Origin of the sequence: Bradyrhizobium sp. CSS354, assembly GCF_029051725.1 — a bacterium.
Lineage (GTDB): Bacteria > Pseudomonadota > Alphaproteobacteria > Rhizobiales > Xanthobacteraceae > Bradyrhizobium.
Window position 1 is genome coordinate 307806 of the sequence record NZ_JAACFU010000001.1, and the last position, 18501, is coordinate 326306.

The 18501-nt window shown below is 63.7% G+C and carries 16 protein-coding genes; 5 read left to right on the plus strand and 11 right to left on the minus strand.

All coding sequences use genetic code 11. The features are described from left to right. Nucleotides 1–6: 6 nt before the first annotated feature. The 7 genes from GWG67_RS01580 to GWG67_RS01610 form a co-directional block, all read right to left on the minus strand. On the minus strand, nucleotides 7–711 hold the full coding sequence (locus GWG67_RS01580; protein ID WP_275167405.1) for an ABC transporter ATP-binding protein: 705 nt from the start codon (nucleotides 709–711) through the stop codon (nucleotides 7–9). Next, nucleotides 708–1499, minus strand: a complete 792-nt coding sequence (locus GWG67_RS01585) for an ABC transporter ATP-binding protein (RefSeq protein WP_275167406.1) — start codon at nucleotides 1497–1499, stop codon at nucleotides 708–710. The genes GWG67_RS01580 and GWG67_RS01585 overlap by 4 nt, the downstream gene beginning before the upstream one ends. Next, entirely contained in the window at nucleotides 1496–3385 is a 1890-nt protein-coding gene (locus GWG67_RS01590; RefSeq protein WP_275167803.1) for an ABC transporter permease, read from the minus strand. Before GWG67_RS01590 ends, GWG67_RS01585 begins: the two co-directional genes overlap by 4 nt. Nucleotides 3386–3542: 157 nt before the next feature. Next, entirely contained in the window at nucleotides 3543–4745 is a 1203-nt protein-coding gene (locus GWG67_RS01595) for an ABC transporter substrate-binding protein (protein ID WP_275167407.1), read from the minus strand. A gap of 25 nt (nucleotides 4746–4770) precedes the next feature. Further along, complete coding sequence (locus GWG67_RS01600) at nucleotides 4771–5355, minus strand: amino acid synthesis family protein (RefSeq protein ID WP_275167408.1); 585 nt, start codon at nucleotides 5353–5355, stop codon at nucleotides 4771–4773. 27 nt (nucleotides 5356–5382) lie between these two features. Then, nucleotides 5383–6279, minus strand: coding sequence for a UPF0280 family protein (locus GWG67_RS01605; protein ID WP_275167409.1), 897 nt, complete (start codon nucleotides 6277–6279; stop codon nucleotides 5383–5385). Further along, on the minus strand, nucleotides 6276–7733 hold the full coding sequence (locus GWG67_RS01610; RefSeq protein WP_275167410.1) for a 6-hydroxynicotinate reductase: 1458 nt from the start codon (nucleotides 7731–7733) through the stop codon (nucleotides 6276–6278). The genes GWG67_RS01605 and GWG67_RS01610 overlap by 4 nt, the downstream gene beginning before the upstream one ends. Before the next feature lie 283 nt (nucleotides 7734–8016). On the opposite strand from GWG67_RS01610, the gene GWG67_RS01615 reads away from it, so the two are divergent. Continuing rightward, nucleotides 8017–8499, plus strand: coding sequence for a (2Fe-2S)-binding protein (locus GWG67_RS01615; protein ID WP_275167411.1), 483 nt, complete (start codon nucleotides 8017–8019; stop codon nucleotides 8497–8499). After that, nucleotides 8499–12029 carry a molybdopterin cofactor-binding domain-containing protein gene (locus GWG67_RS01620; RefSeq protein WP_275167412.1) on the plus strand — a complete coding sequence of 1177 codons (3531 nt, stop codon included), beginning with the start codon at nucleotides 8499–8501 and terminating at the stop codon, nucleotides 12027–12029. Before GWG67_RS01615 ends, GWG67_RS01620 begins: the two co-directional genes overlap by 1 nt. Nucleotides 12030–12032: 3 nt before the next feature. Here GWG67_RS01620 and GWG67_RS01625 read toward each other — a convergent pair whose 3' ends face one another. Further along, nucleotides 12033–12995, minus strand: a complete 963-nt coding sequence (locus tag GWG67_RS01625; RefSeq protein WP_275167413.1) for a catechol 2,3-dioxygenase — start codon at nucleotides 12993–12995, stop codon at nucleotides 12033–12035. A 437-nt stretch (nucleotides 12996–13432) separates the two neighbouring features. On the opposite strand from GWG67_RS01625, the gene GWG67_RS01630 reads away from it, so the two are divergent. From GWG67_RS01630 to GWG67_RS01640, 3 genes are all read left to right on the plus strand, one after another. Beyond that, complete coding sequence (locus tag GWG67_RS01630) at nucleotides 13433–15172, plus strand: ATP-binding protein (protein WP_007592463.1); 1740 nt, start codon at nucleotides 13433–13435, stop codon at nucleotides 15170–15172. Between the two features lie 103 nt (nucleotides 15173–15275). Next, entirely contained in the window at nucleotides 15276–15854 is a 579-nt protein-coding gene (locus GWG67_RS01635; RefSeq protein ID WP_275167414.1) for a peroxidase-related enzyme, read from the plus strand. A 193-nt stretch (nucleotides 15855–16047) separates the two neighbouring features. Continuing rightward, nucleotides 16048–16989, plus strand: coding sequence for a hypothetical protein (locus GWG67_RS01640; RefSeq protein WP_275167415.1), 942 nt, complete (start codon nucleotides 16048–16050; stop codon nucleotides 16987–16989). A 9-nt stretch (nucleotides 16990–16998) separates the two neighbouring features. On the opposite strand, the gene GWG67_RS01645 is transcribed toward GWG67_RS01640, so the two are convergent. From GWG67_RS01645 to GWG67_RS01655, 3 genes are all read right to left on the minus strand, one after another. Further along, nucleotides 16999–17238 (minus strand): hypothetical protein, encoded by a 240-nt coding sequence (locus tag GWG67_RS01645; protein ID WP_275167416.1) that lies wholly within the window; start codon nucleotides 17236–17238, stop codon nucleotides 16999–17001. 149 nt (nucleotides 17239–17387) lie between these two features. Then, nucleotides 17388–17531: a hypothetical protein gene (locus tag GWG67_RS01650; RefSeq protein ID WP_007608861.1), complete on the minus strand. Its 144-nt coding sequence runs from the start codon at nucleotides 17529–17531 to the stop codon at nucleotides 17388–17390. A 151-nt stretch (nucleotides 17532–17682) separates the two neighbouring features. After that, nucleotides 17683–18306 carry a ParB-like protein gene (locus GWG67_RS01655; protein WP_275167417.1) on the minus strand — a complete coding sequence of 208 codons (624 nt, stop codon included), beginning with the start codon at nucleotides 18304–18306 and terminating at the stop codon, nucleotides 17683–17685. Nucleotides 18307–18501: the final 195 nt, after the last annotated feature.

Below are 18501 nucleotides of genomic sequence, written 5' to 3' on the forward strand. Positions count from 1 at the left end.
TTGCCTTCACAACGACAGATGCGCGTCGCGGATATCCGGACGCGCGTCGAGCTCGGCCATGGTGCCGCCGAAACAGATGCGGCCACGCTCGATGATATAGGCGCGATCGGAGATCAGCCGCGCAAAGTGCAGATTCTGCTCGGAGACGACGATGCTGACGCCCTCCTTCTTCATGGTCAGGATGGCATCAACCATCTGCTCCACGATCTTCGGCGACAGGCCTTCCGAGGGCTCGTCCAGCAGCACCAGCGACGGATTGCCCATCAACGTGCGTGCGATGGTGAGCATCTGCTGCTCACCGCCGCTCATGCGGCCGCCCGGGCGATTTTTCATCTCGCCCAGGTTTGGGAACAGCGAAAACAGCTTGTCGCGGGTCCAGTGCGGCGCGTTCGGGCGCTTCGGCTGGCGGCCGACTTCGAGATTTTCTTCTACCGTCAGGTCGGTGAAGATACGCCGCTCCTCCGGCACGTAGCCAAGCCCGTCCCGCACAATCCCATGTGTGGGACGTGCCGAGACATCCTTGCCTTCGAACATGATCCGGCCCGAGCGCTGCGCGACGAGCCCGACGATCGAGCGAAACGTCGTCGACTTGCCGGCGCCGTTGCGGCCGAGCAGCGCCACCACTTCCCCCTCGCCGACCTCGAAACCGATGTCGAACAGGATATGGGCCGGCCCGTAATGACTATTGAGCCCCTCGACCGTGAGCTTCATGCCGATGCTCCCTCGCGATGCCCGGCCTCGTAAAGGAGGCCTTCGCCGAGGTAGACCGCCTGCACCTGCGGATTGCCCCGGACTTCGGCCGGCGAGCCCTCGGCGATCAGCGTGCCGCGGTTGAGCACGATGATGCGATCGGCGTGCTCGAACACCACGTCCATGTCGTGCTCGGTGAAGAGAACGCCGATCGATTTTTCCCGGGCGATCTGCGCGGTCAGCCGCATCAAATCGACACGCTCGCGCGGTGCCATGCCGGCGGTCGGCTCGTCCATCAGCAGGAGCTTTGGCTGGTTGGCGAGCGCGACGGCGAGCTCGAGCCGCTTGAGATCGCCATAGGCAAGCTCACCGCAGGGACGATCCGCATAGCCGCCCATGCCGACCAGTTCCAGCAGTCGCCCGGCTTCGCCGCGGTCGAAGTTCGGCGCCGAGCCCCAGAGATTGAACAGCTGCTTGCCGTGCGAGACCAGCGCGACCTGAACGTTCTCGCGCACCGTCATGGTCGCGAAGGTCGCGGTGATCTGGAAGGTGCGGCCCACGCCCATCCGCCAGATCTCGCGCGGCTTCCTGCCGGTCGTGTCTTCGCCGAGCAGGCGGACGTGGCCGCTATCAGGCTTGTTCTGTCCGTTGAGCATGTCGAAACAGGTGCTCTTGCCCGCGCCGTTCGGTCCTATCAACGCCAGGATTTCGCCGGCGCGTAGCGAGAACGAGACGCCGCGCACGGCGTGGACGCCGCCATAGGATTTGGTCAGTCCTTCGACCGCGAGAAGTGGGGGGGCGAGGCTCATTCGGCGGACTCGATCGGCTTGGCAAGCAAGGGTGACCCCGGCGGCGATGCCTTCCTGCGACGCTGCGCCAGCATCTCCAGCATGCCGACGATGCCCTTGGGGAAGACGACGACGATCAGAACGATGAAGCCGCCGAGCACGAGTTTTGACAGGTCGGTCTGGCTGACCAGCCAGATGTTCAAAGCCTTGTAGACGATGGCGCCGATCACTGCGCCCGACACGGTCTCGACGCCGCCGAGCAGCACCATGACGAGGGCATCGACCGAGAGCGAGATGCCGAGATTGTCCGGGAAGACGCTGCCCTTGAGGTAGGCGAACAGCGCGCCGCCGATGCCGGCGGTCGTGCCCGCGATCACGAAGGCCGTCCATTGGATCCGCTTGGCGTTGATGCCGACCGCTTCGCTGCGCAGCACCGAGTCGCGCGTCGCCCTCAGCGCATAGCCGAACGGCGAGAACACCATCGCCCGCAACGCGATCGTCACGAGTGCCGCAATGCCGAGCGACAGCCAGTAGAAATGCGATGGGCTCGCCGCCCAGCTCGCCGGCCAGACGCCCAGGATGCCGTTATCGCCGCCGGTGACGCTCACCCATTGGAACGCGATCGACCAGACGATCTGCGCGAAGGCGAGCGTCAGCATCGCAAAATAGACGCCGGAGAGCTGCACCGCGAAGAAGCCGAACACGGCAGCCCCCATGCAGCCGAGCAGCGGACCGAGCAACAGGCAGACGATCATCGGCAGTCCCGCCATCTTGGCCAGGAAAGCAACGCCGTAAGCGCCGAGGCCGAAATAGGCGGCGTGGCCAAAGGAGGCGAGTCCTCCGACCGACATCAGGAAGTGCAGGCTGACGGCGAAGATCACTGAGATCGCGATCTCCGAGCCGACGGTCAGTGCATAATTGCCGGCAAACAGCGGCAGCGTCGCCGCGATGACGAGCGTTGCAAGCGCAGCCAGCCGCTCGTTCGACGTCAGCGGTCGCCAGGGATTGACGGTGAGACCCGGCGTCTTGCGCGCGGGGGCCTCGGGCCTGCCGAACAGGCCCCAGGGCCGCACGATCAGCACCGCCGCCATCACCAGGAAGACCAGGATGATGGAGATTTTTGGAAAGATCAGGATGCCGAAGGCGTTGAGCTCGGAGACCAGCACCGCCGCGACGAAAGCGCCGATGATGCTGCCGAGGCCGCCGATCACCACGACGACGAAAACCTCGACGATGATACGCAAATCCATCGCATGATGCACGGCATCGCGCGGAATCTGGAGCGCGCCGCCGAGCGCGGCCAGGAAAACGCCGACCGCAAACACGGATGTAAACAGCCATTTCTGGTTGACGCCGAGCGCTGCGACCATGTCGCGGTCCTGCGTCGCTGCGCGCACCAGAACGCCCCAGCGCGTGCGCTGAAACAAAAGCCAGAGAATGCCGAGCACGACCGGGCTGAGCACGATCAAGAATAAATCATAGCTCGGGATGTTTTGGCCGAAGAAGTCGATCGCCCCCTTGAAGCCGGGTGCACGGCGTCCCACGAGATCGTCTGGGCCCCAGATCAGGACGACGAGGTCCTCAACCATCAAGGTCAGGCCGAAGGTCGCGAGCAGTTGGAACAGCTCGGGCGCGTGATAAATGCGCCGGAGCAGCACCATCTCGACAATGACGCCGATCACCGCCACGGCAAGCGCTGCGATGACGATCCCGCCCCAGAATCCGAACGTCCCCGATAGGCGCTCCGTCAGTGTGAAGGCGATATAGGCGCCGATCATGTAGAAGGCACCGTGCGCGAAATTCACGATCCGCGTTACGCCAAAGATGATCGACAGGCCCGACGCCACCAGAAACAGCGACGCTGCGCTGGCGAGACCGGTCAGAAACTGTACGACGTAAAAGGCCATCGGCGGTCCGGGTTGGTGTTGCATCACCTCTCCCCGCTTGCGGGGAGAGAGAGCTTCGTAGGGTGGGTTAGCGCAGCGTAACCCACCTCTTGTGGTCCTGCGGGTACAGACCGTGGTGGGTTATGCCTGCGGCTAACCCACCCTACGGCAGCGGAGATCAATCCTTCGGACGCAGCTTCTCGACTTCGGCATCACTTGGCAGATAGTCCGCGCCCTTCTTGTAAGACGAGTCCACCATCACGCCCTTGCCGTCCTTCAGCGCGGTCTTGCCGACATAGGCACCGAGCGTCGACTGGTGATCGATCTTGCGGAAGGTGATCTCGCCCAGCGGCGACGGCATCGACAGTCCTTCCGCCGCAGCGATCAGCTTCTCTGGATCGGTCGAATTGGCCTTCGCCAGGATCGCCGCCGCAGACTTGATGGTCTGGTAGCCGACGATGGAGCCGAGACGCGGATAGTCGTTGTACTTGGCCTGATACGCCTTCAGGAACGCGTCGTGCTCGGGCGTCTTGATCGAGTACCAGGGATAGCCGGTGACGATCCAGCCCTCGGGCGTCTCCTCCTTGAGCGGGTCGAGATATTCGGGCTCGCCGGTCAGGAAGGACACAACTTCGCGTCCCTTGAACAGGCCGCGGGTGTTGCCTTCACGCACGAGCTTGACGAGATCGGCTCCGAAGGTGACGTTGAGGATCGCTTCCGGATTGGCCGCGGCAACCGCCTGCACCACCGGACCCGCGTCGATCTTGCCCTGCGGCGGCCACTGCTCGTCGACCCACTGGATGTCCGGCCGCTTCTCCGACATCAGCTTCTTGAACACCGCGACCGCGGATTGGCCGTATTCATAGTTCGGCGCAATCGTCGCCCAGCGCTTTGCCGGCAGCTTGCTGGCTGCTTCCACCAGCATCGCCGCCTGCATGTAGTTGGAAGGACGCAGTCGGAACGTGTATTTGTTGCCCTTGGACCAGGTGATGGCGTCCGTCAGCGGCTCGGCCGCCAGGAAGAACACCTTCTTCTGGTTGGCGAAGTCGCTGACCGCAAGACCAATGTTCGACAGGAACGTACCCGTCAGCATCGCCACGCCCTCGCTCGACACCAGCTCGTTTGCCGCGGTCTGCGCATCTGCCGGCTTGCCGCTATCGTCCTTGGAGATGACGACCAGCTTCTTGCCGTTGATGCCGCCGGCCGCGTTGATCTCTTCGACCGCGAGCTGCCACCCCTTGCGATAGGGCTCGGTGAACGCCGGCAGCAACGAATAACTGTTGATCTCGCCGATCTTGATGTCCTGCGCCAGGGCCGAATGAGCCATGCCGCTTGCCAACAGCGCGAACGCCGCGCCGACAAAATAGTTCTTTGCTCGCATCCCAACCTCCACTTTTCTGAAAAGATTAACGCAGTCCGTCTTCGCCCTTGATCTCCGCAGCCGTCAGCCCGCCGACGCGCGGCAAAGGACGGCCGCTGTCGGTGACGGCGACCGCGACCATGATCTCATTGGCGCGCGGCGCATCGTTGATCTGCACTTCCATGCCGTCGAAATGACTGCGCACGAAGGCTGCATCCTTGTGGCCCAGCGGAATGTCCAGCGTCGTGCCGGGTCCACCGCGCTTCTTCGACGACGGGATCAGCGCAGCGCCCTTGCCTAGCACTTTGCGCACCGGCGCGCCCATTTTCGGGTGAAGGATGGCGGCTGCATGCTCCAACTCGCCGTTCTCGCCGACGGCCGCGGCCTTGCCATAGCTCTGCGCCTTAGTACCGTCGATGCCGAGCGCCGCCACCGCGCGCTTCGACAGCAGTTCGCCGAGCTCTTCGCCAATCGCGATCAGCGGCGAGAGATCCTCGACATACTTTCCAGCAAACGGGTTCTCGATCACGGCGATTGCCGCCGCACGCCGCGTCGGCGGCGAGACCTGGCGGCCCATCTCCATCTGCGTCTCTTCGACGACGGTGACGATCTTGCGGATGATCGCGCTCATGATTGTTTCCTCAAGCCGCTTCCCTGTTCAGGCATGAACCGCGTTCTCTTGTACAAGCGGGCGCGGTCGTTGCCGTTCAATATCCTTGGTCCCGATGACAAGCATATCACCACAAAGCTGCAACACGGCACCCTCGATCAATCCGCGATCGAATAATTGCCGTGCACATTCCGCGCCAGATTCGAGCGCGGTGGTGATCTCGTTATGCGACAATTCACTGACGTCACGGGTCACGAGCCGCCCGCCGAGATCGCTGTCTGGCTGAAGTTCGTTCGCAGGTTTTCGGATGACCGCGGGATGCCCCGGCAGATCGACGGCGTTTGCAATGATCGTCGCGGCGGCATCGGCTTGCGACGCCGTTCCGGCCAATACGGTCACCGCATCGGCGATTCCGAGCGAAAAGCTGCGGCCGTGCCGTCCGCTGGTCGCAATGCCGCGCACGGGATCATCGGCGTCCACCCTGATTGTCCGCATCACGCCGTCGCGATCGGGCCGGTCCATCAGGCCCACCGAAAAATGCGCGCCCTCACCGAGATGCAGGGCGATGTCACCGCCATTGTTGACATAGGTCCGATCGAGCGATGCCGCGCCCAGCATCGCGCCCAACACCTCCTCCGCCACGCTGCCGGCCACAGCGGCCATCGGCGTGATGAAGCCATCAGCGGCATAGGGCGCCACCGCGGCGTGCATGCGACGCGCCACAACGCCTCTCAACGAGGTCCGCGCCTCGACAGCGCTCCGCAGCTCCGGCAGTTCCGCGCAGAGCTCGTCGAGAAGCCCGGTGAACCGTTCGGCCGCAGCCTCGTAGGCTGCACGCACTGCGTCGGAGGCACCCCTCGCCTCGACGACCAAATCAATCGGTCCATCCTGCAAATGCAGACGCCGGCCATCAGACAGCAACGCGATTTGCGGGAGCCTTGTCATGCCCGAGGTCCCGGAATCGGGTTTTGCCAGGGCAATTGTCGGACATCGTCGCCGCCCTGAACTTCGGAGAGCGGTTTCACATAATCCATGTGCCCGCCGAGCGCTGCATAGTCCGACAGCTTCATCGTGAATTCGATCGGCGCGACCAGCGCGGGCGTCGGCACGTAACCGAATGCCCCCGCCGGCATCTGGGTCACATCGACCATGTAGGTGATGCCGCCGCCGGGCCAGACATAGACCGGCGCGCCGCCGCTGGTGACGCGTGTCAGCGCGTCCTTCACCGAGCGCGTCAGCCGCACCGGATTATCGGTCACGCCCGCCCGCAAGGAACCACCGGCTCCCGCCATGAACAGCACCGTACACAGCGCCGGCTCGCAATTCTCCTGAATGCGCTCGACCGAGAACTTCAAATCATCAGGCATCTCGGTCTCGACCGGCTTCAAGGCCTCGTCGAGCACATAGTAAGAGGAGTGCTCGCCCGTCGTGGAGACCATCAGCATGGAGAGGCCAGGCTTGGCCTCCTTCGCGTCGAACGGTCCCAGGATTGCGAGCGGATCAGAGATGTTGGTGCCGCCCCACCCCGTGCCGGGATCGGCGACCTGGAAATAGCGGCCGGGCGTCGAGCGGCGCCCTTTCATCTTGATGCCGGTGTCGGCGATGTCGAGCAGCTTGCCGGCCTGGTGCTCCGAGAGCACGCCGGTGATATGGTCGTCGACCACGACAACTTCATCGACCTTGCCGTGCCATTGCTTGGCGAACATGCCGATCGTCGCCGAGCCGCAGCCAACGCGCATGCGCTCTTCTTTCATGCCGTTGACGATCGGCGGCTGGCCCGCCTGCACCACCACGCTCGCGCCGCCGTCGATGGTGAGTTCGACCGCCTTGCAATTGGCGAGGTCCATCAACGTGTCGCAGGTGACGCGGCCTTCTTTCTTGGAGCCGCCGGTCAGATGATGCACGCCGCCGAGCGACAGCATCTGCGAACCGTATTCGCTGGTGGTGACATGGCCGACCGCCTCGCCTTGCGCACGGACGGTCGCCGTCTCCGGCCCGAGATAACGGTCGGTGTCGATCTTCACCTTGATGCCGCAATAGGAAAAGATGCCCTCGGTGACGACAGTCACCATGTCGACGCCGTCGACCTCCGCCGAGACGATGAACGGCGCCGGTTTGTAGTCGGGATAGGTCGTACCCGCCCCGATCGCGGTTACAAAGGTGGAAGGCTCGTGGACGATCTTGCCGTCCCAATCTTCGGTGCGGCTGAACGGAACGAGCTTGCCGCCATGCGACACGGTGCGCTCCAGGATCACATGCGGATCGACGCGGACGAGCTTGCCCTCGTGATTGGCATAGCGGTCGCAGGCGCCCGCCGCGCCCGGCTTGATGTAGCACATCACCGGACACGCATCGCAGCGGATCTTGTCGATGGCGGCGCTCGTAGGTTCAGTCACCATGTCAAAGCCAGCCGACAGTGCAGTTATCATTTGTACACGAACGATGTTGCGCGCCCTCCCGATGGCTGTCAAGCGGCGGTGCGGCTCAAAACATACGCCTGCCGCATAAAACCTCATTTGCCTATCCGCTCTGTCCACAAAGAAGGCATTCGCGCTGCACTGCGGCATGCACGGCTTGCACGTTTGTGTACAAACGGTATCGTCGCAACGTAGATTTTGAGCGAGCTTGGAATTTTCGCGAAGCTTTGGCCGCGGCGCTCGACGAGTCGACTTGGGAACGAGGATGACGCAGACACCGATCCGCATCACCGTGAACGGCAGAATCCGCGAGATCACTGCGGCGCGAGACACGCCGCTGCTCTACGTGCTGCGCAACGATCTCGCGCTCAACGGTCCGAAATACGGTTGCGGCCTCGGTGAATGCGGCACCTGCACCGTCCTGATCGATGGCGCGGCGGCGCGCTCCTGCGTGATTCCGATCAGTGGCTGCGCCGGCCGCGACATCGTGACGCTCGAAGGGCTTGGTACGCGCGACAAGCCGGATGTGGTGCAGCAGGCCTTCATCGACGAACAGGCCGCGCAATGCGGCTACTGTCTCAACGGCATGATCATGACCACCAAGGCGCTGCTTGCGATCAACCCGAGGCCTACCGAGCAGGAGGCGCTGGCGGCGCTGCGCTACAATCTCTGTCGCTGCGGAACGCATATCGAGATCCTTCGCGCAGTGATGCGTGCGTCCGGCCAGTTCGCCGAGGCCGGTGATTGATGGCCTCCCCGCATCCGAACGGAGCTGAGCTGCAATCCGGCTCGCTCGTCGTCGTCCGCACCGTGGACGAGTGCACCTCCGAGACCTTCGTCCGCATCACCGCGAACGGTTCGGTCACAGCCTACAACGGTCATGTCGATCTCGGCACCGGCATCCGCACGGCGCTTGGGCAGATCGTGGCTGAAGAGCTCGACGTCTCCTTTGCCCGCGTCATCGTGGTGCTCGGCGATACCGCAACGGTGCCGAACCAGGGCGCCACGATCGCGAGCGAGACTATCCAGATCACCGCCGTTCCCCTGCGCAAAGCCGCCGCGCAGGCGCGACACTTCCTGATCGCACGTGCGGCCGAGCGCCTCGAGTTGCCGGCAGCCGATCTCAGGATCGAAGACGGCCTTGTGCGCGGGCGCGACAATCGCAGCGTCAGCTATGGCGAGTTGATCGGCGGAGAGACGATTCGTCTCGAGCTTGCCGACGATGTCGCCGTCAAGCAGGTCGGCGATTACGCCATTGTCGGCCAATCGATGCCCCGCGTCGACCTGCCGGCCAAGGCCACGGGCGAGCTGACCTTCGTGCACGACATCCGTGTATCAGGCATGCTGCACGGCCGCGTGGTGCGCCCGCCCTATGCCGGCGTCGACGCCGGCCCGTTCGTCGGCACCAGCCTGATTTCGGTCGACGAATCCTCGGTGCGCGACATTCCCGGCATCATAGCCGTCGTGCGGATCGGCGATTTCGTCGGAATCGTCACGGAGCGCGAGGAGAACGCGATCCGTGCGGCCGAGCAGCTTGCGGTGAGCTGGCGACCGACGCCTGAACTGACCGATCTCGCCGACGTCGAGACGGCGCTGCGAGCCAACCCGTCGACGCCGCGCACGCTGATCGACAAGGGCGACGTCGATGCAGCCATTGCCGGTGCCGCCAAGCCGATGCAGCGCACTTACGTCTGGCCATATCAGATGCATGCCTCGATCGGCCCGTCCTGCGCGGTCGCCGACTTCCAGGACGGCAACATCCGCGTCTGGTCGGGCACGCAAAATCCGCACGTGCTGCGCGGCGACCTGTCGCTGCTGATCGAGCGTCCCGAGAGCGAGATCGAGGTCATCAGGCTGGAGGCGGCCGGCTGCTACGGCCGCAACTGCGCCGACGATGTTACCGCGGACGCGCTGTTGCTCTCGCGCGCGGTCGGCCGGCCGGTGCGCGTGCAGCTCACGCGCGAGCAGGAACACGCCTGGGAGCCCAAAGGCACCGCACAGCTCATCGACGTCAAGGGCGGCCTGAACGCGGAGGGTGACGTCGCTGCTTACGATCTCGCCACGCGCTATCCCTCGAATGCCGCGCCGACGTTGGCGCTGTTGCTGACGGGGCGGATATCGCCGAAGCCGGACGTCCTCCAGATGGGCGACCGCACAGCGATCCCGCCTTACGATTACGACCACATGCGCGTCGTCGCCCACGACATGGCGCCGATCGTGCGCGCGTCCTGGTTTCGCGGCGTCTCGGCCCTGCCGAACACCTTTGCGCATGAATCCTATATCGACGAGGCCGCGACCGAGGCCGGCGTCGACCCGATCGAATATCGCCTGCGTTATCTGAAGGAGCAGCGCGCGGTCGATCTCGTCAATGCGGTCGCCGAGCGCGCGGGCTGGACGCCGCGGCCGGTGCGCGAAGAGAAAGACGGCGAGATCGTGCATGGGCGCGGCTTTGCCTATGCGCTCTACGTCCACAGCAAATTTCCCGGCTATGGCGCGGCGTGGTCGGCCTGGGTCACCGACGTTGCCGTCAACAAGTCGACCGGCGAGGTCAGCGTCACGCGAGTCGTCGCGGGGCAGGACTCCGGCTTGATGATCAACCCGGACGGTGTGCGCCACCAGATCCATGGCAACGTCATCCAGTCCACCAGCCGCGCGCTGATGGAGGAGGTCTCGTTCGAGCGCGGCGCAGTCGCGGCGCGGGAATGGGGCGCCTATCCGATCATCCCCTTCCCTGACGTGCCCAAGATCGACGTGTTGCTGCTGCCGCGGCCGGACCAGCCGCCGCTCGGCGTCGGCGAATCCGCCTCGGTCCCGAGTGCGGCCGCGATTGCGAACGCGATCTTCGATGCCACCGGCGTGCGCTTTCGCGAGCCGCCGTTCACGCCTGAACGTATCCTCAACGGGCTGCACGGCGGCGCCCCAGCCACGCCGCAGGCGCTGCCAGCTCCCGCTACGCCACAGCCATCCCGCGTCTGGGAAAACCCCTTCGCCAAACGCGCCGGCATCTTCGCCACGATCGCGGCCGTCTGCACCGCGGCGATTGGCATCGGTGCGGCTGTTTTGCCCGGCCGCGCCATCGCGCCGATCGCGCGGCCCGACCCATCGGTCTATTCCGCAGCGACGATCGCGCGCGGGCAACAACTGGCCGCACTCGGCAATTGCGCGGAGTGCCACACCACGATCGGCGGTGCGCTCAACGCCGGCGGCCGCGCCCTGGAGACGCCGTTCGGCACGATCTACGCGACCAACATCACGCCAGATGTCGAGACCGGAATCGGCGCTTGGTCCTATCCCGCGTTCGAGCGCGCGATGCGCGACGGGCTGCATCGTGACGGACGGCAGCTCTATCCCGCCTTCCCCTATACGCATTTTGCCAAGACCAGCGAAGCCGACATGCAGGCGCTCTACGCCTACCTGATGGCGCAGCCGGCGGTGCGCGCGACGCAGCCTGCGAATACGCTCGCCTTCCCGTTCAATCTCCGCCCGCTACTTGCCGGATGGAATGCGCTGTTCCACCAGACGCGCGAATTCAAGCCCGATCCTGCCAAATCCGAGGTCTGGAATCGCGGCGCTTATCTCGTCGAGGGTCTCGGCCATTGCAGCGCCTGCCATTCGCCGCGCAACGCGCTCGGCGCCGAGCAGCGTGGCGCCTATCTTGCCGGCGGCTTTGCCGAGGGCTGGGAGGCGCCGCCGCTGACCTCACTCTCGCACGCGCCGATCCCATGGAGCGAAGACGAGCTTTTCGTCTATTTGCGCACCGGCCACTCGCGATATCATGGCGTCGCCGCCGGGCCGATGGCGCCTGTCGTCAGGGACCTCAAAGCCCTGCCCGACCAGGACATCCGCGCCATGGCCGTCTATCTCAACTCGTTCAATGACACCGCGACCGGGACGCCGACGCAGGACGCACTCGCGACCAGGCTTGAAGCGTCAACGCTGGTCACGCTTGCTTCCTCCACAGGCGCGCGGCTCTATCAGGGCGCCTGCGCCGTCTGCCATGAGGTCGGCGGCCTGCCGCTGTTCGGCAGCCGGCCCTCGCTGGCACTCAACAGCAATCTGCACAGCGCCGCATCGGACAATCTCGTGCAAATCATCCTGCACGGCATCGCCGAGCCGGTTTCGAGCGATCTCGGCTACATGCCCGCATTCAAGAACAGCATGAGCGATACGCAGGTCGAGGAACTGGTCACCTTTCTACGCAAGCAGTTTGCACCGGACAGGCCGGCGTGGACCGGCGTGAAGGAGACGATTGCGCGTGTGAGAGCCGCCGCGAACTAAGCGCTACTTCTTGTGCTCCACCGGCGGCGTGCCATGCGTATGGAACGACTCGATCGTCTTCAGGCCCCACGCCTGCCCCTTCTTGCGCTCCTCCTCCGTCCACACGATTGGCTTCCAGTCGGGCGCGAGGATGAGGCGCGCGCCGGCATTGGCGACTTCGACGCGATTGCCGCCGGGCTCGTAGACGTAGAGGAAGAAGGTCTGCTGGATAGCGTGCTTGTGCGGGCCGGTCTCGATGTGGATGCCGTTCTCCAGGAAGATGTCGGCGGCGCGCAAAATCTCTTCGCGGCTGTCGAGCGCGTAGGTGACGTGGTGGAAGCGGCCGGGCGTGCCGGAATGGTCGAGCGAATAGGCGAAATCGTAGCTCTTGTTCGACATCGTCAGCCACATTGCCGCTTCGCGGCCGTCGTTCAGCACGATCTGCTCGGTGAGGCGGCAGCCGAGATAATTCTCGAAGAACTCGCGGTTCGCCTTGATGTCCACGGCGAGGCAATTGAGGTGGTCCAGGCGGCGGACATTGACGCCGCGAGCGGGAAAGCGCTGCGCCTGGTTCTTCAGTGCGGGTTTCAGCTCGGGCGGCGCTTGATACCATTCGGTCTCGTAATAGAGCTCGACGATGTGTCCATCGGGATCGCGGCAGCGGAAGGTCGGCCCCTGCCCCATGTCGCCGTCGATCCAGCCGATGTCGAACCCGGACCCTTTCAGCGCCGCGACTCGGCGCTCCAGCGCCTGCTGGCTGCGCGCGCGTAACGCCATGTGCTCCATGCCCGATGTCTTCGACGCCGTCAGTTTGAGCGAATAGCGCTCATAGTCGTCCCAGCCGCGCAAATAGACCGACTCGCCCTTTTGCCCGCTGACGGTCATGCCCATCACGTCGACGAAGAATTTCAGGCTCTCGTCCGGCTTCGGTGTCAGCAGCTCCATGTGGCCGAGATGAGCGAGATCGAGGATCGGTTCGGGCTGCATGATGTCCTCCAAGGCGTGGCTTGCGATCCGCTGGATCGGATCCCTCGAGCTGGCGCCGGCGGCAATCCGCTCATGCGCCGGTGGGCGGCACTGAGGCTGCCGGTTCATTTGCACCAATGTACAAATGATTAGGTCCCGTCAACAAATCAAAAGTCGTCACTGCGAGCGAATGACGGCCCATCCAAGATGACGACCCGTCCCCCAAGGCGACCGACTGCCCGAATGGTAAAATCTTCCTTAAACCCTGTCGGTGTCGACGGCCGGGAAAAAGCAGCATTTCTCGGCCGCTTCTGCCAGGAAGTATGCATTGGGAACAAACCTCGCACCCGAATTGTCGCGGATTTAACGAAGCGCCGGCCCCTGCCGCTTAACCGTTTGTCCAGCGACGGCCGTGCATAGTCCGGGTCAACCCGTTGCTCTTGCCAGGTTCATTCATTGTGACATCTTTTGGACGCGTGATTTCGGTTCGCGGATCGCTCGCCCGGGTCGGGCTGCTGGCCGAAAGCCGCATGCCGGTCTCGGAAGTGCGGGCCACTGTCGGCCGGTTCGTCAGTATCCGCTGCGCCAGCTCGGTCATCGTCGCGATGATCACCGAGGTGTCCTGCGAAAACCTGTCGAGCAACGACAATTTGATCGCCATCGCCTCGGTCGACCTGCTGGGCGAAATCCTCAACGCGACCGGCAAGGCCAAATTCCAGCGCGGCGTCACCAACTATCCGACAATCGGCGATTCCGTCGATCTGATCACGAGCCAGGAGCTGCGCACGATCTACGCGCCGACCGGCTCCGACCAGATCAATGTCGGCTTCCTCCAGCAGGACAGCTCCGTCGTCGCCTATGTCGACATCGAGGAAATGCTCTCCAAGCACTTTGCAGTGCTGGGATCGACCGGCGTCGGCAAATCGACCGGTGTGTCGCTGTTGCTCAACGAGATCCTTAAGGCGCGCCCGAACCTGCGCATCTTCCTGCTCGATGTGCACAACGAATATGGCCGCTGCTTCGGGGACCGCGCGCTGGTGCTCAATCCGCGCAATTTGAAACTGCCATTCTGGCTGTTCAATTTCGAGGAAATCGTCGACGTGCTGTTCGGCGGCCGCGCCGGCGTGCCCGAGGAGCTCGACGTCCTCGCAGAAGTCATTCCGCTCGCCAAGGGCGTCTATACCCAGTACCAGAACGCCGATCGCATTGGCCTGAAGCGCATCGATCCCAAGCAGATCGGCTACACCGTCGATACGCCGGTGCCCTATCGCCTGGTCGATCTGATGTCGCTGATCGATGAGCGCATGGGCAAACTCGAGAACCGCTCCTCGCGCATCATCTATCACAAGCTGATCTCCCGCATCGAGGCGGTCCGCAACGACCCGCGCTACGCCTTCATGTTCGACAACGCCAACGTCGGCGGTGACACCATGGCCGAGGTGATCAGTCATCTGTTTCGCCTGCCGGCGAACGGCAAGCCGATGACCGTGATGCAGCTCGCCGGCTTCCCGGCCGAAGTCATCGATTCCGTCGTCTCGGTGCTTTGCCGCATGGCCTTCGACTTCGGCCTGTGGAGCGACGGCGTTTCGCCAATGCTGTTCGTCTGCGAAGAGGCTCACCGCTACGCCTCCGCCGATCGTAATGTGGGCTTCGGGCCGACCCGCAAGGCGGTGTCGCGCATCGCCAAGGAAGGCCGCAAATACGGCGTTTATCTCGGCCTCATCACCCAGCGTCCGGCCGAGCTCGACGCCACTATCATCTCCCAGTGCAACACGCTGTTCACGATGCGTCTTGCCAACGAGCGCGACCAGGCGCTGCTGCGCGCCGCGGTGTCGGATGCCGCCGCCAACCTGCTTTCGTTCGTGCCGTCGCTCGGCACCCGCGAAGTGCTGGCATTCGGCGAAGGTGTCGCGCTGCCGACGCGGCTGCGCTTCAAGGAGGTGCCGCCGCATCAATTGCCGCGCGGCGAAGCCACCATCAGCAGCGTACCATCCGTCACCTCCGGTCACGACATGCATTTCGTCGGCGCCGTGCTCGAGCGCTGGCGCGGTGCCACCTCGCAGCGCGACGTGCCGAACGATCCGGTGTTCTCGGCGCCGCCCGCGAAGACGCTCTCCAACGTCGAAGCCCCGATGCTGCAACCGTCGATGGGGCTGGATCCGGACCGCTTCTCGCTGCTGAAGAAGCCGCTGCGGTAAAGCAACGCTCGTTTTCCAGCTCCGGCATTGCGAGCCTGGCGTCACGTTGAGCATAGCGCCGGCATCGACTATGGTTGCCGGCCCCAAGCCGGAATCCATGCCCATGACAAAGCCCGCGCAACGCTTCTCCGCTCCCGCCCTCGATGCGCTGCCTGACGACATCCGCACGCGTCTCCTCGGCGTGCAGGAGAAGAGCGGCTTCGTGCCGAACGTGTTCTTGACGCTGGCCTACCGCCCGGACGAGTTCCGCGCCTTCTTCGCCTACCACGACGCGCTGATGGAGAAGGACGGCGGCCTCACCAAAGCCGAACGCGAGATGATCGTGGTCGCGACCTCGGCGGCGAATCAGTGCCAATATTGCGTGATTGCGCATGGCGCGATCCTGCGTATCCGCGCGAAGAACCCGCTGATCGCCGACCAGATCGCCACGAACTACCGCAAGGCCGACATCACGCCGCGGCAAAAGGCGATGCTCGACTTCGCGATGAAGGTCTCGGCCGATGCGCAGCGGATTTCCGAGGATGATTTCACCGCGCTCGCGCCGCATGGCTTCAGCGACGACGACATCTGGGATATCGCCGCAATCTCCGCCTTCTTTGCGTTATCGAACCGGCTGGCGAATTTCACCGGCATGCGGCCGAATGACGAATTCTATTTGATGGGACGGCTGCCGAAGAAATGAGTGACCGCCGCGACTGCGGAAGGATCGCCGGCAGTCCAGCGGATGAGTTCCCGTTTGACGGGAACTCTGCGTTTTCGCAATCGCACACGTTTAATTAAGAATCTCACCCTCAACTAGCACAAACGCTTTGGCACAACTTGCGCAGTTTCCGTCACCGGAGACGCTGATGAGTCGTGCCTGTTGGGGGCTTCTCATGAACGTGCGGGCATTTGTTATCGCGACCTGTATTGGCACGGCATTCTTCGCGGCCGGATACGCATGGAACTATCAGCCCGACTTCATCGACGCGAGCGAGATATGGAGCATGTTCGAATCGGAGCATGGCAAGGCGCGGGCTGCCGTCTTACGCGTCCTCATTGCGCCGAATTCAGCTCACTTCAACGGCCTGCGAACGATCGATGCAGACAGGGGAAGATACGTATGCGGCTCCGTAAAGGCGATGGATAAAGAGAGGCAGTATGTCGAGGTCGCGTTCGTTTACACCGTCGCGATCGATTTTGCCCGTATCGACGACGACGGGCGGATGACGTCGCAGCGCTCTGCTTACAAGCCCTGCCCAGCCGCGGCCGATGACAAAATTGCCGACCAGAACACGCTGATATCGCCAGGCGCGCTGTCGATGATCAAGACCGTCGAAAAAATCATCCCCAAGTCCAACGGCGGAACGATGGAACAACAGCTTGGCCAGCTGGCCGGACAGACAGCGGCGGTCGCGCCAGGTTTGGCGGCCCCGCAGAGATCGGCCGGCTCATCGGGTTCGGCAGCGTTTGCAGGGGCAGGACGGGCGCCAGTAGCACAGCATTCAAGTTCGGGCGTGGAGGGGCGACAAGCAGATGAATTGACGTGGCGTGTCGATCAGCCGCCGGCCGCATGGCCGACCTTCCCCTCGGACCATCCGCTGGCGAAATCGGTGCAGAAGCGGACGGGCGCCGAGGCCCTGGCTTTCGCGAAAGATATCGAGGCTCGCTGGGAGGAAGCCAAATCCTCCGGGGTTCTGGCCAAGCGTCCTTCGACTGAGGAGATCAAGGAAGCATGCCGCGCGCTACTTGCGATTGATCCCACGGACAAGGATTATCCGCGGGCCTGGGCCGCCTTTGTCCGCTTGCGCAAAATCGATCGCGACGCTGCTGGTTGAAGGCCTCGCTCAGGCCTTTCGCCGCAGGCTCCAAAGGCTCCCGAGAGCCACGACGGCGGTCATGAGCAGGATGGCGACGAAGGTTTGGATGATCGTGAAGTTCAGGGCGTCACGCGCGACGAACAGCGCGGTGACGGCTCCGGCAAACACAAACAGAATGCGAAGAATCAGACTCATCATCATGTCTCCAGACGGCATGATCCGGAGCCACCCGGCGACGCGGATGCGCAAGGCTGGTTCGGCGGTCATGCCGGCGGACCTTACCGGCCGGCATCAAAGCCTGTTTGCGATACGTCAAGCGCGCTTCGCCGCTACGCAAGCGGGCTCGGACCGCCCCTCGCACGCTGTGGCGGCATCGCAACTGCGCTGCCTGCGGCTGCGCAGCACTGGGCGCCGGACTAGCGCTTCGCCATCAACTCGAGCGCCGGGGCAAAGCGCTCGGAAAATGTCAACGTCTTGGCATGGTGTACTGCGGCAAACGATGCCGAGATCCCGGCTGAAGCGACCACGAGCAGGGCAACGGCGAAAACCAGACGGCGCATTTCGGCCTCCTGTATGACCTCGACGACACCAACAGATGACACGGCTTTGTTTCAGCACCGCTTCGCGCGGACAGAGGGATGGTTTCGCTCAAGAGACTGTGATCGGATCCGGTCTGTGGCGCCGCATGCCGTTCCGATGTGAGCGTTGCGCCTAATCATCCTCCGCCGGTCCGCACCAGCCGGGCAGATAGATCGCATCCTTGCTCTTGGCTGAGGACATCGCCTTCTCGAGCGCCTTGTCAAAATTGGCGTCCACAGCCTTGCGCGACAGCTTTCTGCGCAGATAATCGGCCCACAGGAATTCGGAGAACGGCGTGGTGTCCTTGGCGAAGCCGCCCATGCGGCGCAGCTCGCCGGCAAGGCTCCGGAAGGGATCGTCCTTGAGATCGACGACGGATTTCGGCAAATCGCGGAACGGCCGCCGTTCGCCCTTGGCGTCGTAGGGATAGACCCAGCGCTTATTGTCCATCACGCCCCAGAACGCTTCGCGCTCGACCATCCTGAGGTCGCCGATGATGGTAACCAGCACCTCCTTGACGCCCTCGTCGTGCAGCGCGCGACCGAGATGATGATGGTCGATCACGTAGTAGCGCTCCTCGGGGCCGTGCACGACGGGGATCATATGCTTGCCGAGCAGATCGGCCTGCTTCTTCTTGTCGTGCTCGCGCCAGCGCTTGCGCTTCTCCTTGACCTCGCGCATCCCGACCGTCATCTGCGTCGGCCGCAGCGACAGGATCGACACCGGATGTACTCTCGGTTCGCGCGTATTGGTCATGGTCGAAAGGCCCTTAACATGGTTGCAGCTGCGTGATCAGGTTCCCTGAACTATGGCATGGCCCTCGCGCCGGCAAATGCATTCAGCTGGGCGGAGGTTTTTGCATCGCACCCTCTGCATGTCCGGGACGACGGTTCCGCGGTCATTCGTTCGCAGCCCCTGCAGGATAGTGCGAACGCGCAATGCACGTGCGCG

Bases quoted from the DNA above. Each gene is read 5' to 3' on its own strand.
- GWG67_RS01615 (WP_275167411.1), top strand. From the start codon at position 8,017: ATGACGCAGACACCGATCCGCATCACCGTGAACGGCAGAATCCGCGAG.
- GWG67_RS01650 (WP_007608861.1), bottom strand. From the start codon at position 17,531: ATGCGCCGTCTGGTTTTCGCCGTTGCCCTGCTCGTGGTCGCTTCAGCC.
- GWG67_RS01625 (WP_275167413.1), bottom strand. From the start codon at position 12,995: ATGCAGCCCGAACCGATCCTCGATCTCGCTCATCTCGGCCACATGGAG.
- GWG67_RS01580 (WP_275167405.1), bottom strand. From the start codon at position 711: ATGAAGCTCACGGTCGAGGGGCTCAATAGTCATTACGGGCCGGCCCAT.
- GWG67_RS01620 (WP_275167412.1), top strand. From the start codon at position 8,499: ATGGCCTCCCCGCATCCGAACGGAGCTGAGCTGCAATCCGGCTCGCTC.
- GWG67_RS01635 (WP_275167414.1), top strand. From the start codon at position 15,276: ATGACAAAGCCCGCGCAACGCTTCTCCGCTCCCGCCCTCGATGCGCTG.
- GWG67_RS01585 (WP_275167406.1), bottom strand. From the start codon at position 1,499: ATGAGCCTCGCCCCCCCACTTCTCGCGGTCGAAGGACTGACCAAATCC.
- GWG67_RS01655 (WP_275167417.1), bottom strand. From the start codon at position 18,306: ATGACCAATACGCGCGAACCGAGAGTACATCCGGTGTCGATCCTGTCG.
- GWG67_RS01640 (WP_275167415.1), top strand. From the start codon at position 16,048: ATGAACGTGCGGGCATTTGTTATCGCGACCTGTATTGGCACGGCATTC.
- GWG67_RS01590 (WP_275167803.1), bottom strand. From the start codon at position 3,385: ATGGCCTTTTACGTCGTACAGTTTCTGACCGGTCTCGCCAGCGCAGCG.
- GWG67_RS01605 (WP_275167409.1), bottom strand. From the start codon at position 6,279: ATGACAAGGCTCCCGCAAATCGCGTTGCTGTCTGATGGCCGGCGTCTG.
- GWG67_RS01610 (WP_275167410.1), bottom strand. From the start codon at position 7,733: ATGGTGACTGAACCTACGAGCGCCGCCATCGACAAGATCCGCTGCGAT.
- GWG67_RS01595 (WP_275167407.1), bottom strand. From the start codon at position 4,745: ATGCGAGCAAAGAACTATTTTGTCGGCGCGGCGTTCGCGCTGTTGGCA.
- GWG67_RS01600 (WP_275167408.1), bottom strand. From the start codon at position 5,355: ATGAGCGCGATCATCCGCAAGATCGTCACCGTCGTCGAAGAGACGCAG.
- GWG67_RS01645 (WP_275167416.1), bottom strand. From the start codon at position 17,238: ATGACCGCCGAACCAGCCTTGCGCATCCGCGTCGCCGGGTGGCTCCGG.